15 protein-coding genes are annotated in these 11,894 nt (G+C 64.7%); 3 read left to right on the top strand and 12 right to left on the bottom strand.

Going from position 1 to position 11,894, the window contains the following annotated elements; translation table 11 throughout:
- A partial coding sequence (gene nadA / locus AC16JP_RS02610; RefSeq protein ID WP_484339058.1) for a quinolinate synthase NadA occupies positions 1 to 935 on the bottom strand: 935 nt, incomplete at its 3' end.
- A 62-nt stretch (positions 936 to 997) separates the two neighbouring features.
- On the opposite strand from nadA, the gene AC16JP_RS02615 reads away from it, so the two are divergent.
- The gene (locus AC16JP_RS02615; RefSeq protein ID WP_484339044.1) at positions 998 to 2,152 is read left to right on the top strand and encodes a 3-hydroxyacyl-CoA dehydrogenase; all 1,155 of its coding nucleotides are present in this window, start codon (positions 998 to 1,000) and stop codon (positions 2,150 to 2,152) included.
- Between the two features lie 91 nt (positions 2,153 to 2,243).
- Here AC16JP_RS02615 and AC16JP_RS02620 read toward each other — a convergent pair whose 3' ends face one another.
- From AC16JP_RS02620 to AC16JP_RS02650, 7 genes are all read right to left on the bottom strand, one after another.
- On the bottom strand, positions 2,244 to 2,885 hold the full coding sequence (locus AC16JP_RS02620) for a cell wall hydrolase (RefSeq protein ID WP_484339045.1): 642 nt from the start codon (positions 2,883 to 2,885) through the stop codon (positions 2,244 to 2,246).
- 268 nt (positions 2,886 to 3,153) lie between these two features.
- Complete coding sequence (locus tag AC16JP_RS02625) at positions 3,154 to 3,483, bottom strand: DUF1491 family protein (RefSeq protein WP_484339046.1); 330 nt, start codon at positions 3,481 to 3,483, stop codon at positions 3,154 to 3,156.
- The gene (locus tag AC16JP_RS02630) at positions 3,476 to 3,925 is read right to left on the bottom strand and encodes a PaaI family thioesterase (RefSeq protein WP_484339047.1); all 450 of its coding nucleotides are present in this window, start codon (positions 3,923 to 3,925) and stop codon (positions 3,476 to 3,478) included. The genes AC16JP_RS02625 and AC16JP_RS02630 overlap by 8 nt, the downstream gene beginning before the upstream one ends.
- Entirely contained in the window at positions 3,925 to 4,386 is a 462-nt protein-coding gene (locus AC16JP_RS02635) for a PTS sugar transporter subunit IIA (protein ID WP_484339048.1), read from the bottom strand. Before AC16JP_RS02635 ends, AC16JP_RS02630 begins: the two co-directional genes overlap by 1 nt.
- Before the next feature lie 112 nt (positions 4,387 to 4,498).
- Positions 4,499 to 5,077 carry a ribosome hibernation-promoting factor, HPF/YfiA family gene (hpf, locus tag AC16JP_RS02640; protein ID WP_484339049.1) on the bottom strand — a complete coding sequence of 193 codons (579 nt, stop codon included), beginning with the start codon at positions 5,075 to 5,077 and terminating at the stop codon, positions 4,499 to 4,501.
- Between the two features lie 26 nt (positions 5,078 to 5,103).
- Complete coding sequence (dnaQ, locus tag AC16JP_RS02645; RefSeq protein ID WP_484339050.1) at positions 5,104 to 5,772, bottom strand: DNA polymerase III subunit epsilon; 669 nt, start codon at positions 5,770 to 5,772, stop codon at positions 5,104 to 5,106.
- A gap of 45 nt (positions 5,773 to 5,817) precedes the next feature.
- The gene (locus tag AC16JP_RS02650; protein WP_484339051.1) at positions 5,818 to 6,186 is read right to left on the bottom strand and encodes a SpoIIAA family protein; all 369 of its coding nucleotides are present in this window, start codon (positions 6,184 to 6,186) and stop codon (positions 5,818 to 5,820) included.
- An 88-nt stretch (positions 6,187 to 6,274) separates the two neighbouring features.
- Here AC16JP_RS02650 and AC16JP_RS02655 point away from each other — a divergent pair, with 88 nt between their 5' ends.
- A complete protein-coding gene (locus AC16JP_RS02655; protein ID WP_484339052.1) occupies positions 6,275 to 7,507 on the top strand; it encodes a dipeptidase in 1,233 nt (410 codons plus the stop codon).
- Between the two features lie 58 nt (positions 7,508 to 7,565).
- The gene (locus AC16JP_RS02660; RefSeq protein ID WP_484339053.1) at positions 7,566 to 8,366 is read left to right on the top strand and encodes a crotonase/enoyl-CoA hydratase family protein; all 801 of its coding nucleotides are present in this window, start codon (positions 7,566 to 7,568) and stop codon (positions 8,364 to 8,366) included.
- 11 nt (positions 8,367 to 8,377) lie between these two features.
- Here AC16JP_RS02660 and AC16JP_RS02665 read toward each other — a convergent pair whose 3' ends face one another.
- The 4 genes from AC16JP_RS02665 to AC16JP_RS02680 form a co-directional block, all read right to left on the bottom strand.
- A complete protein-coding gene (locus AC16JP_RS02665; RefSeq protein ID WP_484339054.1) occupies positions 8,378 to 9,241 on the bottom strand; it encodes a ParB/RepB/Spo0J family partition protein in 864 nt (287 codons plus the stop codon).
- Positions 9,242 to 9,273: 32 nt separating this feature from the next.
- Positions 9,274 to 10,041: a ParA family protein gene (locus AC16JP_RS02670; RefSeq protein ID WP_484339055.1), complete on the bottom strand. Its 768-nt coding sequence runs from the start codon at positions 10,039 to 10,041 to the stop codon at positions 9,274 to 9,276.
- Positions 10,041 to 10,601 carry a 16S rRNA (guanine(527)-N(7))-methyltransferase RsmG gene (gene rsmG, locus AC16JP_RS02675; protein WP_484339056.1) on the bottom strand — a complete coding sequence of 187 codons (561 nt, stop codon included), beginning with the start codon at positions 10,599 to 10,601 and terminating at the stop codon, positions 10,041 to 10,043. Before rsmG ends, AC16JP_RS02670 begins: the two co-directional genes overlap by 1 nt.
- A 119-nt stretch (positions 10,602 to 10,720) precedes the next feature.
- The coding region (locus tag AC16JP_RS02680; RefSeq protein ID WP_484339057.1) for an FAD-dependent oxidoreductase at positions 10,721 to 11,894 on the bottom strand (1,174 nt) is incomplete at its 5' end.

Here is an 11,894-nt window from a genome sequence, read left to right on the forward strand (position 1 = left end):
GCCAGCATCCTGTTCAACGGCAGCAGCGCGCGCAGCCGCAGTTCTTCCGGCACGTCCAGTTCCGGTTTCATGTCGCGCAGCGCCAGATACAGCTTTTCCATCGTGTTCAGCGCCATGAACGGGCACATGTTGCAACTGCATTTGCCGTCGGCGCCGGGGGCACCCACGAAAACCTTGCCGGGCGCCTGCTTTTCCATCTGGTGGATGATGTGCGGCTCGGTCGCCACGATGATGGTTTCGCTCGGGCTTTCCAGCGCGAACTTCAGGATCGCGCTGGTCGAGCCCACCATGTCGGCATGGTCCAGAATATGCGCCGGGCATTCCGGGTGCGCTGCCACCGGCGCGCCCGGATACTGCAATTTCAGCTTCAGCAACTCGGTTTCGCTGAACGCTTCATGGACGATGCAGACACCGTCCCACAGCAGCATTTCGCGACCGGTCTTGCGGGAAAGCCATGCGCCCAGATGCTTGTCGGGCGCGAACAGCACCTTCTGGTCTTTGGGCAGGGCGTTCAGGATCTTCTCGGCCGAGGACGAAGTGACGATGATGTCGGAATGGGCTTTCACCGCCGCCGAGCAGTTGATGTAGGTAAGGCTGAGGTGATCCGGATGGGCGGCGCGAAAGGCGGCGAATGCGTCCGGCGGGCAGCTATCCTCCAGGCTGCAACCGGCCTCCATGTCGGGCAGGATCACCCGCTTGGCCGGGCTGAGGATCTTCGCCACTTCGGCCATGAAGCGCACGCCGCAGAAGGCGATCACTTCAGCGTCGGTTTCGGCGGCCTTGCGCGACAGTTCTAGCGAATCGCCAACGAAATCGGCAATGTCCTGAATGTCGGGCGTCTGGTAATAGTGCGCCAGAATGACGGCGTTGCGCTCGCGGCGCAGCCGGTCGATCTCGGCCCTGAGGTCCAGCCCCTTCAACGACTCTGCCAACATTGCATTCACGGCTTCACCTCCTAAGAAGAGCTGCTGTAGGCCATCCATATGGGGAGTGAAAGATGAGCGAAGAAGCCCTTGCACATATCGCCGCCGCCGAACGGCAGGCAGCGCAACTGGAAGGCATCGGCCCCGAGGTGGCGGCGCGCGCCGTCAACCGCGTGGGCGTGATCGGCGCCGGCACGATGGGCGGCGGCATTTCGATGAATTTCCTGAACGTCGGCATTCCGGTCACCATCGTAGAACGCGAACAGGCCGCCCTCGACCGTGGCCTGAAGGTGATCCGCGCCAACTACGAACGCTCGGCCAGCCGGGGCAAGATGACGGCGGCCGAAGTGGAACAGCGCATGGCGCTCCTCACGCCCAGCCTGTCGATGGACAGCCTCGCCGACCGCGACCTGGTGATCGAAGCCGTGTTCGAAAACATGGACATCAAGAAAGACATTTTCCGCACGCTCGACGGCATCGTGCGCAAGGGGGCAATTCTTGCCTCCAACACCAGCTACCTGAATGTCGATGAAATGGCCGCCGTCACCTCGCGCCCCGGCGACGTGCTTGGCATGCACTTCTTTTCACCCGCCACTGTGATGAAGCTGCTGGAAGTCGTGCGCGGCGCAAAAACCACGCCCGACGTGCTGAAGACGGCGATGGAAACCGGCGTCCGCGTCGGCAAGGTGCCGGTAGTCTCGGGCGTCTGCCACGGCTTCATCGGCAACCGCATGCTGTCGCGCCGGCAGCAGGCAGCGAACGACCTGCTGCTCGAAGGCGCCATGCCGTGGGAAGTCGACCGCGCCCTCACCGATTTCGGCTTCCCGATGGGTCCGTTCCAGATGTCCGATCTTGCCGGCCTAGACATCGGCTGGTCGAAGGAAAGCTCGAAGGGCGAAACCCTGCGCGACCGTCTGTGCGAACTCGACCGGCGCGGCCAGAAAACATCGGCCGGCTTCTACGATTACGGCCCTGACCGCAGCCGCACCCCGTCGCCGCTGGTCGAGCAGATGATCCGCGATTTCGTCAAGGAAAAGGGCGGCAGCATCCAGCAACACAGCCAGGCGGAAATCCTCGACCGGCTGCTGGCGCCGATGGTCGACGAGGGCCGCAAGATCCTCGCCGAAGGGATCGCCCAGCGCCCCGGCGACATCGACGCCGTCTGGGTCAACGGCTATGGCTGGCCGCGCGCAACCGGCGGCATCATGTACTGGGCCGGCGTGCGCTGATCCGCCGCCGCCAACGGCAAAACGCCCGCCCTGTGGGAACAGGGCGGGCGTTTATCGTTTGAGGCCCTGCTGCGGGCCGGACCAGCCGGTCTCAGCGATAAAAAACGTGCTGGCCGACGGTTGCGATCCGGCGCAGCTTCCAGCCCGGATTCACGCGGGTCGCGTGAAAGTGGGTGGCGTCCGGCACGATTTCCGGCCAGCCATTGGCGATCGCGATCAGTGCAATGGCGCGCGCCGTTTCCCAGTTCACGCTCTGGGCGGGCATGGCAAAGCTGCCTGCCTTCACAAAGCCGAACTGCTTCGGCGCCTTCACCACGGCGCAGATGTCATGGCCAAAGCGGCCATCCTCGACCCGGTTCAGGATCACCTGCGCCACCGCAAGCTGGCCTGCCAGCGGCTCGCCCTTGGATTCATAATAGACCGCGCCAGCCAGGCAGCGCATGTTCTCGTCCATCTGCCCGGAATCGACGTCGCGAAGGTCGGCAACCAGCTCGTTCAGGCTGCCGGCGTCCGGCAGCACCAGACCCAGCGCCGGTTCGGGGATGTCGGCCGCCACGTCCTGCAACGGCTCGTTCGCCAGCAGCGCGTGATGTGCATCGGCTGCGGCATTGGAATGGGTGATGTCTTGTTCGGTTTCGGTCAGAAAACCAAAGTCTGGTTTCGGGGCCTCGCCTGCCGCCAGCAAAAAGACGGCGGCCGCCACAAGGGCGGTGGCCCGGAATGGATTGCGCATTGAAAACTCGTCGCTCGCGGTTCCTGGGGCTGCGAATCCGGGGCTGGAGCCCCGCAAAGGAAGCCGCCAGGGCCGGATCACGCGCGAACCGCGCCTGATAGGCCAGCCGTCCTGCCCGGAACGGCCGGTGCATTGCCGAAGCCGCGATCGGCTTCCGACCGGCCGACCCGTCGTCCCGCAGCGCAGCGCCAGGCTGCGGCAAGGCAGAGGGGTGTCATGGGCCCGTCACTATGCACGGTCGGGCCGTTGGTTCATGCAGGATCAGCGGTCAATGAAAATCGGGCAATCCCGGGACGAACCGTGCAGGGTCAGCGATATCCAGTTCCAGAACCCAAAGATCAGGGTCGAATCGTCGCTGCCGCCCGACCAGCGCCTCCACCTCGGCCTCGCCCTCGGCGGCCATCCGCCAGTCGGGCTTGCCGGATAGGCTCGGAACCTTCTCGAATGCGCGGACTTGCCCACGTTCGCGGGTCACGATCAGCAGCGCCGAACCAAAGGCGCTTCCCTTCGCCAGCACCGTGGCAAAGCCGCCTTCCGCCTGCACCTGCCGCTGGATTGCCGGCACCAGCAGACTGGCGGGCGGCTGCGGCTCAGCCATCGGCATAGCCCGGCAGATCGGCCAGCCGGATGCGCGAACGCATGAAGGTGCCCTGCCCGCGCGCGACTTCTTCGCCGTCGGGATCAACCAGCCGGCTTTCGGCGATCAGCACCCGCCGCTGGCCTGAAACCCAGTGCCCTTCGGCCCGCAGCGGCCCGGCGGTCACCGGCCGCGTCAGCAGCAGGTTGAACTGGGTCGTCAGCACGAAATGTTCGGAAACCATGGAGTTGGCGGCGTAAAATGCCGCATCATCCAGCATCTTGAAATAGATGGTGCCGTGCGCCGCACCCGCTGCATGGAACATCTGCGGCGTTACCTGAAAGCGGATTTCGGTGCGCCCGGCCTCAGGGAAGGCCAGGGTCGAGGGGAAGGTCGCGTTGATCGCCGCCCGCGCATACAGCCGTTCCAGCCCGCGCAGATGCGCGTCAGGCACCGGCGGCATCAGGCCGCCCGCCTTTCCTCTCCGGTCAGCAGCGCCCACAGGGCACCGCCGTCGGTTGCGCCACGCAGCTTGTCCATGAAGGCCCGGTCGCGCAGCGTCCGGCTGACCAGTGCCAGCGCCTTCAGATGATCGGCGCCCGCATCTTCCGGGCCGACCAGCGCCACCACGATATCGACGGGCGCACCATCTACCGCCTGCCACTCGACAGGGTTCTGCAATCGCATCACCGCAGCGTGGATTGCCGTCGTTCCCGGCAGGCGGCCATGCGGAATGGCGGTCGCGCCGCCAAAGCCCGTGGTGCCAAGCTTCTCCCGCGCTGCAAGGGCGGCAGTCACCATGGCAGCGGGCATACCCGTCGCCACGGAAAGCCTTTCGCCCAGTTTCTCGAATACCTGTTTCTGGGTGCCAAGCCCGGTTTCAAAGGAAACACAGGCCGGTCCCAGCATGTCACGCAGCTTCACATCGTCACCGTTTTTTCCTTGTACCCGGCACGCAGCGGCACGCCACGCACCGGGCCACAGGGTCGACCCTTCTATTTCAACGCCCATACTAACGCCGGAAAGGTCGGCTGGCTCAGCCCCGAGGCTCCACCCAGCCGATATTTCCATCCTCCCGACGATAGACCATGTTCAATGCGCCCGTCCTTGAATTCTTGAAAAGCAGCGCCGTAGTGTTGCGCAGGTCCAGCATCATCACCGCGTCCGACACGCTGGCGTCGGGAATGTCCACCTTGGTTTCGGCGATGGTCAGCGGCGCGTCGGGTGCTTCGTCCTCGGCCACCACCGATTCGAAAATGCGGTACTCGGCGTTGTAGGGAACTTCCGCCAGCGGCATCTCGGCCAGCGGAGTCTGGCCAGACTTGTCTTTCAGGCGGCGCATATAGCGGCGCAACTGCTTCTCGATCCGGTCGGCGGCGCCATCAAAGGCAACCTGCGCGATCTGCGCCCGGTTCGACCCTTTCAGCACCAGCCCCTGCATCACATGCATAACGATATCGCACTGGAAACTGTCATAGGGCGCCGGCCCCAGAGTAACTGTCGCACCGATGACACGCTTGAAATAGGTGCCGGCAATCGCATGCAAACGCTCCTCCACATGAACCCGGAAGGCCTGCCCCGTGTCTTTCTGATGGCCTGAAACCCGGATCTCCATGGCTAGTCTCCTTCCTCATAATGCCCTCAGACGACACGTCGCCAGAGCGGCTCCTTCATCTGGTTCAGAAACGCTTCGTGCGCGGCAAGATCTTCCGCCGGCACCTCGAACTGCCTGACCGGCCAGTCGATCGTCGCCGCCTGCTGCTGAACGGCGGCTGACACGGTAAGGTCAAAGCCGATCTGCCGCCCTCCGGTCAGCTCGATATAGACATCGGCCAGCAGTTCGGCGTCGATCAGCGCGCCGTGCAGCACCCGCGCCGAACGGTCGATGCCGAATCGCTGGCACAACGCATCCAGCGTGTGCTTGCCGCCGGGGAACCGCTTGCGCGCCAGTTCCAGCGTATCCACCACCCGCAGCATATCCAGCGGCTCTGCCCCGGCCAGTTCCAGTTCGAAATTCAGGAACCGCATGTCGAAGCGGGCATTGTGCGCGATCAGCGTCGCGTCGGCCAGAAACGCGCGCAGTTCCGCCACTTTTTCGCGGAACGGGGGCTTGTCGCGCAGGAACTCGTCGGTCAGGCCGTGCACCGCTTCGGCTTCGGCCGGCATGGCGCGGCCCGGATTCACGTAAAAGTGCAGCGACCGGCCGGTCGGAACCCGCGCCACCAGCTCGACACCGGCAAATTCGACCAGCCTGTGCCCGCCTGCCGGATCGAGGCCCGTTGTCTCGGTATCGAACACGATCTCGCGCATTTCCCGTCCCTTATCCGCCGCTTTCGGGGCATCGGCAAGGGGGTCTCATCCCGCTTTCGCCCAATCCAGCCCGGCATCGGCGTCGGCTGCTGCAAAGCACTTCATCTGCATGTGCGGCGTCAACAGGTCGAACAAGCCAACCATGCCCTTGATCAGCGGATTGTCGCTGACGATCACCACCCGGTCGAAGCGGGTCAGCCAGCCCAGATGCGCCAGCCGCTGCTTCAGGCCTTCCAGCCCTGCTTCAAGACCGATGTGCGACCAGCCGGTCGCATCGACATAATAGCTGATGCGCGCATGGCGCTCCAGCGCATCGCCGACTTCGGCATATAACTGGTTGATCTCGTCCGCCGTCAGGCTCTCGCCAAGCCTCAGCGCCACCAGAGGGCCGGACGTCTCGATCCGTTGGTACATCGTCACTCTCCTCGTGGTGCAGGTAATGCGTGGCAGACGGGGTTCAAGTCGGCTTGCGGCCGGGCCTCGGCGGCATTAGGCATTGTCAATGCGCATCCTTCTTTCCGCCCTCCTCCTCGCCTCTGCGACCGGCGTTTTCGCCGCTCCGGCAGCCACCGAAACACCCGAAGTCCGCGCCCAGCGGGTGCTGGGCGAAGCACCGCTGACCGACGGCCACAACGACTGGCCGTTCGCGCTGCGCATGGCCTATGGGGTGGATGGCGCGAAAACCGCCGACCTCGACCGCCCGGTCAGCGTCACCCGGCCCGACGGCACGGTGATGACGGGGCACACCTCGATTCCGCTGCTGCGGCAGGGCCGCGTCGGCATCCAGCTCTGGTCGGTCTACGTCCCGGCCGGGCTGCCGCCCGCCGCCGCCGTCAAGATGACGTTCGAACAGATCGCCATCGCCCGCAGCCTGCCCGTCCGCCGGCCCGACGCGTTCACCTTCGTGACCACTGCCGCAGAAGCCGAAAAAGCCTGGAAATCCGGCAGGATCGCCAGCTTCGTCGCCATGGAAGGCGCGCACCAGGTCGCCGACGACATCGCCACCCTGCGCCGCGCCTATACCGAAGGCGCGCGCTCGATGACGCTGGCGCACAGCCAGCCGACCGAACTGTTCGACAGCGCAACAGCACCGCCGCGCCACAACGGCATCGCCCCGGCGGCCCCGGCCATGATCGCCGAGATGAACCGGCTGGGCATGCTGGTCGATCTTTCCCACGTCTCGCCGGCGGTCATGAACGCCGTGCTCGACATCACGAAAGCGCCGGTCATTTTCTCGCATTCCAGCGCCCGCGCACTCACCAACCACCCGCGCGACGTGCCGGACGATGTGCTGAAGCGCATGGCGAAAAACGGCGGCATCGTCATGGCGACGTTTGTTCCCGCCTTCGTCGACCAGGCCCGCTATGACTGGCAGAACAAGCGCGACGCCGCACAGAAACAGGCAGGCACCGGCGCCGAAGCCGAAGCCCGCATGAAAGCATGGGACAGCGCCAACCCGCGCCCGGTCACCACGCTTGCCATGGTCGCCGACCACATCGACCATATCGCCAGGGTGGCGGGCCACGATCATGTCGGCATCGGCGGCGATTTCGATGGCGTCCCCGACCTGCCGGTCGGCCTTGAGAATGTGTCGAAATATCCCGCTCTCTTCGCCGAACTCGCCCGGCGCGGCTGGTCCGATCAGAATCTGCGCAAACTCGCCGGAGAAAATTTCCTCCGCGTCCTCAAGGCGAACGAAGCAGTGGCGAAACGGCTTTCTGCGGCAAGGAAATAGGCGCAACCGATCGGGCACCCGCCCAAATCGGCTTTGAAACAACCCAGGGGGAAGCCCGATGTCCGAACGCATTCATGTTGAAATCCGGGGCGGCGTCGCCGACGTTCGCCTGGTCCGCGCCGACAAGATGAACGCGCTCGACACCGATATGTTCGACGCCCTCATTGAAACCGGCGAACGGCTGAAAGCGGAAAAATCCGTGCGCGCAGTGGTGCTGTCGGGCGAAGGGCGGGCGTTCTGCGCCGGTCTCGACACCTCGAACTTCGCCGGCATGGCGGGCGGGTCCCGCAGCGCCAGCAACCTCGTCGATACGCCGCGCACAGCGGGCGGCGCCAATCGTCCGCAACATGCAGTGATGGTCTGGCGCGAGATTCCGGTGCCGGTCATCGCTGCCGTACACGGCGTCGCGTTCGGCGGCGGCTTCCAGCTCGCGCTCGCGGCGGATCTGCGCTTCGTCACACCAGACGCCCGCCTCTCGGTCATGGAAATCCGCTGGGGCCTCGTCCCCGACATGGCGGGCATCCTGCTGCTTCGCCCGCTCGTCCGCGACGACGTCATGCGCGACCTCACCTACACCGGCCGCATCTTCACCGGAGACGAGGCGCTGTCGCTTGGCATCGCCACCCGCACCACGGCCGACCCGCGCGCCGAAGCTCTGGCCTATGCAACTGAAATAGCTGGCAAAAGCCCGGATGCCATTCGCGCCGCAAAGCGGCTGCTCAACCTTCCGGCGAATGCAACCGCACACGAAGTGCTGCTGGCCGAATCGGTCGAGCAAACCGCCGTCATGGGCAAGCCGAATCAGGTCGAAGCTGTGCTCGCCAATCTGGAAAAGCGCGCCCCCGCCTTCCACGACTGAGGCGCGCGGCTTCAGCGCTGCAAGCGGCCGATGATCGTATCCAGTTGATCGAGGTCGGAATATTTCACCGTCACGGTGCCGCTGTTGCCGCGCGCCTTGATCGCCACCTGCAACCCCAGCGTTTCGCTGATCTGCGATTCCAGCATCTCCAGATCATTGTCGCGGCGGGGCAGCATGCGTGGTTCGGCGCCGGTTTTCGCTGCATGGCTCTTGCGCGCGGCTTCCTCGGCCTGGCGCACGGTCAGGCCGCGCTCGGTGATGGCCCTCGCCAGCGCCGCCGGATCCTTCGCCTGCAACACCGCCTTGGCATGTCCGACCGACAGCAGACCGTCGCGCAGCATGGCGCGCGCTTCTTCGGGCAGGTCGATCAGCCGCAGCAGGTTGGCAACATGGCTGCGGGCCTTGCCGGTGACCGCCGCAACCATTTCCTGCGTGTGCCCGAAATCCTGCACAAGCCTCTGATAACCAAGCGCTTCTTCCAGCGGATTCAGGTCTGCCCGCTGCACGTTTTCAATGATCGCCGCTTCGAAGCCATCGGAATCGGTGAATGCGCGAATAACCACCGGAATCTCGTGCAGGCCGGCCAACTGGCTGGCACGCCAGCGCCGTTCCCCGGCAACGATTTCATAGCGGTCGCCGGGCGCCGGGCGCACCAGAATCGGCTGCAACACACCTTTGATGCGGATGCTGTCGGCCAGTTCGTTCAGCTCGACACTGTCGAACTGCGTGCGCGGCTGTCGCGGGTTGGGATCGATGCTGGCAAGGGCAAGGCTGGTCTGGCCCGACGATGCCGCCGCTACGGGCGCCGGTCCCGGCCCCATTTCCTCCATCAGCGCGCTCAGCCCGCGCCCCAGTCCGACTTTCCTTGCAGCCATAACCCTCTCACCCTCGTCTTTCAGTCCACAAGTCAGGCCGCGCGGGCCGACGTTCCAAGCATTTCCCGCGCCAGCGCCATATAGGCTTCCGAACCTGGGCAGCGCAGATCATACAGCAGCGCCGGAATGCCGTGGCTCGGCGCTTCCGACAGCCGGACGTTGCGCGGAATGACCGTTTCAAAAACCCGCGTGCCAAGTGCCGCACGCACATCCGACGCCACCAGTTCCGACAGGCGATTGCGGCGGTCGAACATGGTCAGCACCACACCGTCGATATCCAGTTTCGGGTTCTGGCGGGCGCGAACCTGCTCGACCGTCTTCAGAAGCTGTGACAGCCCTTCCATTGCATAGAATTCGGTTTGCAGTGGGATCAGCACGCCGTCCGCCGCAACCAGTGCATTCAGCGTCAGCAGGCTGAGCGATGGCGGACAATCGATGAACACATAGTCCACCGCGCCGATCGCCGCGATTGCCTGCTTCAGCCGTCCGGCAGCATTCTGTTCGCCAACCAGTTCCACTTCGGCGCCCGCCAGCCCTTCAGCCGCTGGCACGATCGACAGGCCCGGCACCAGCGTTTCCTTGGCAGCAGAGGCCGCCAGCGCCGGCTGAAACAGGATTTCATAGCTAGAGGGCGAGCGCTGGTCGCGCGCGATTCCGAACCCGGTGGACGCGTTGCCCTGCGGGTCGAAATCGATGATCACCACCCGCTTGCCGCACGCGGCAATGGCAGTGGCAAGGTTCACCGTCGTCGTGGTCTTGCCCACCCCGCCCTTCTGGTTGGCAACGGCAATCGTTCGCATCACAGCCTCTTCACATCACTGAGCAACAAAATGCGGGCATCCGGGTCGGTCATGCTGTCCGCCGTCTTCAGTTCGAACCGGAACTTCTTGCGAGCTTCGGCCACCTCTTCGTCCCAGCGGCGGCCCTTGGGAAAGACCTGAAGCCCGCCGGGGCGAACGTGGCGTAACGCCCAATCCATCAACTGCACCAGCGGCGCCGCCGCCCGTGCCGTCGCCACCTGGGCGCCCATCGTCGGCAGCGCCTCGATCCGCCCGCAGATCACCGTAACGCGGTCCGCCAGGCCAAGCTCGTCGCGGACGGCTTCCAGAAATCGGGCCTTCTTGGAGATCGAGTCCACCAGCGTCATGCGGCCCCAGCCCATCGTGGCCAGCACCATACCAGGAAATCCGCCACCAGAGCCGATATCCAGCCAATGCCGGTCAGCCGGAACCAGCCGGACAAGCTGCGCCGAATCGGCAAAATGCCGGCCCCAGATGTCGGCCAACGTGGCCGGGCCAACCAGATTCATCCACCCCTGCCATTCCACCAGCAGCTCGGCATAGCGCCCGAGCTGCTGCATTGTTCCACATGGAACATCGAATGTGGCCTGAAACTGCTCGGGGGTCATATGTTCCACGTGGAACAATCGGCGCGCTTATGGAAGGGGCCGCCGCCATTGATCCACAGCTTTCGTGCCGATCAGGCCGCTTTCAGCGACGATTTGCGCAGCCACGCCAGCAACGCCGCCAGCGCCGCCGGGGTTACACCGCGCACGCGTCCTGCCTGCCCCAGCGTTTCCGGCGATGCAGCATGCAGCCGCTCGGCCATTTCGTTCGACAGGCCGGGAATGTCGCGGAAGATTGTTCCACGTGGAACAGGCAGAGCTTCGTCCTGCCGCAGCCGGATGACTTCTGCCTCCTGCCGTTCCAGATAAACTGCATAGACGGCGTCGGTCATCACCGTTTCCGCCACTTCAGACGGCACCTGAAGATCCGGCGCGACGCGCTGCACCGCTGCCCAGTCGACACCGGGGAACCGCGCCCAATCCCACAGGGTGCGCGCCAGACCATCGCCGCCACCCGCTTCGGGCATGGCGGATGCGGCAACCCTGCGTGCCTTCAGTTTGTCGGTAAGTTCATTAACCGCACGCTGCCGTTGCAGGAAATGCGCGGCCCGTTCGGCGCCGACGCACCCCAGCGCCACTCCCTGCCCTGTCAGCCGCAGATCAGCGTTGTCTGCCCGAAGCCGCAGCCGATATTCGGCGCGCGAAGTGAACATGCGATATGGTTCGGATACGCCGTGCGTCACCAGATCGTCGATCATCACGCCGATGTAACTGGTAACCCGATCTGGCGCCCAATCCGCGCCTGCTGCGTTCAGGCCCGCCACCAGCCCTTGCGCGGCCGCCTCTTCATAGCCCGTGGTGCCGTTGATCTGGCCCGCCAGATACAGCCCCGGCAACGCCGGCAATTGCAATCTGCTGTCCAGTGCGCGCGGGTCGATGTGGTCATACTCGACTGCATAGCCCGGCTGGTCGATACGCGCCGCTTCCAGACCGGGGATCGAGCGGACGACCAGTTGTTGCACTTCTTCGGGAAGGCTCGTCGATATCCCGTTCGGATAGATCAGATAGTCGTCCAGTCCTTCCGGTTCCAGAAAGATCTGGTGGCCGTCGCGGTCGCCGAAGCGCATCACCTTGTCTTCGATCGATGGGCAGTAGCGCGGACCCACCCCCTCGATCCGGCCGGCATACATTGGCGACCGGCCGATGTTGTCGCGGATGATGGCGTGGGTTGCGGCGGTCGTCCTGGTGATCAGGCAATCGACCTGCGGCGTATCGGTGCCGGTGGTCAGCGCGGAAAAATAGCTTGGC

The organism is Sandaracinobacteroides sp. (assembly GCF_057137845.1).

Bases quoted from the DNA above. Each gene is read 5' to 3' on its own strand.
- AC16JP_RS02615 (WP_484339044.1), top strand. From the start codon at position 998: ATGAGCGAAGAAGCCCTTGCACATATCGCCGCCGCCGAACGGCAGGCA.
- AC16JP_RS02620 (WP_484339045.1), bottom strand. From the start codon at position 2,885: ATGCGCAATCCATTCCGGGCCACCGCCCTTGTGGCGGCCGCCGTCTTT.
- AC16JP_RS02625 (WP_484339046.1), bottom strand. From the start codon at position 3,483: ATGGCTGAGCCGCAGCCGCCCGCCAGTCTGCTGGTGCCGGCAATCCAG.
- AC16JP_RS02630 (WP_484339047.1), bottom strand. From the start codon at position 3,925: ATGCCGCCGGTGCCTGACGCGCATCTGCGCGGGCTGGAACGGCTGTAT.
- hpf (WP_484339049.1), bottom strand. From the start codon at position 5,077: ATGGAGATCCGGGTTTCAGGCCATCAGAAAGACACGGGGCAGGCCTTC.
- dnaQ (WP_484339050.1), bottom strand. From the start codon at position 5,772: ATGCGCGAGATCGTGTTCGATACCGAGACAACGGGCCTCGATCCGGCA.
- AC16JP_RS02650 (WP_484339051.1), bottom strand. From the start codon at position 6,186: ATGTACCAACGGATCGAGACGTCCGGCCCTCTGGTGGCGCTGAGGCTT.
- AC16JP_RS02655 (WP_484339052.1), top strand. From the start codon at position 6,275: ATGCGCATCCTTCTTTCCGCCCTCCTCCTCGCCTCTGCGACCGGCGTT.
- AC16JP_RS02660 (WP_484339053.1), top strand. From the start codon at position 7,566: ATGTCCGAACGCATTCATGTTGAAATCCGGGGCGGCGTCGCCGACGTT.
- AC16JP_RS02665 (WP_484339054.1), bottom strand. From the start codon at position 9,241: ATGGCTGCAAGGAAAGTCGGACTGGGGCGCGGGCTGAGCGCGCTGATG.
- AC16JP_RS02670 (WP_484339055.1), bottom strand. From the start codon at position 10,041: ATGCGAACGATTGCCGTTGCCAACCAGAAGGGCGGGGTGGGCAAGACC.
- rsmG (WP_484339056.1), bottom strand. From the start codon at position 10,601: ATGCAGCAGCTCGGGCGCTATGCCGAGCTGCTGGTGGAATGGCAGGGG.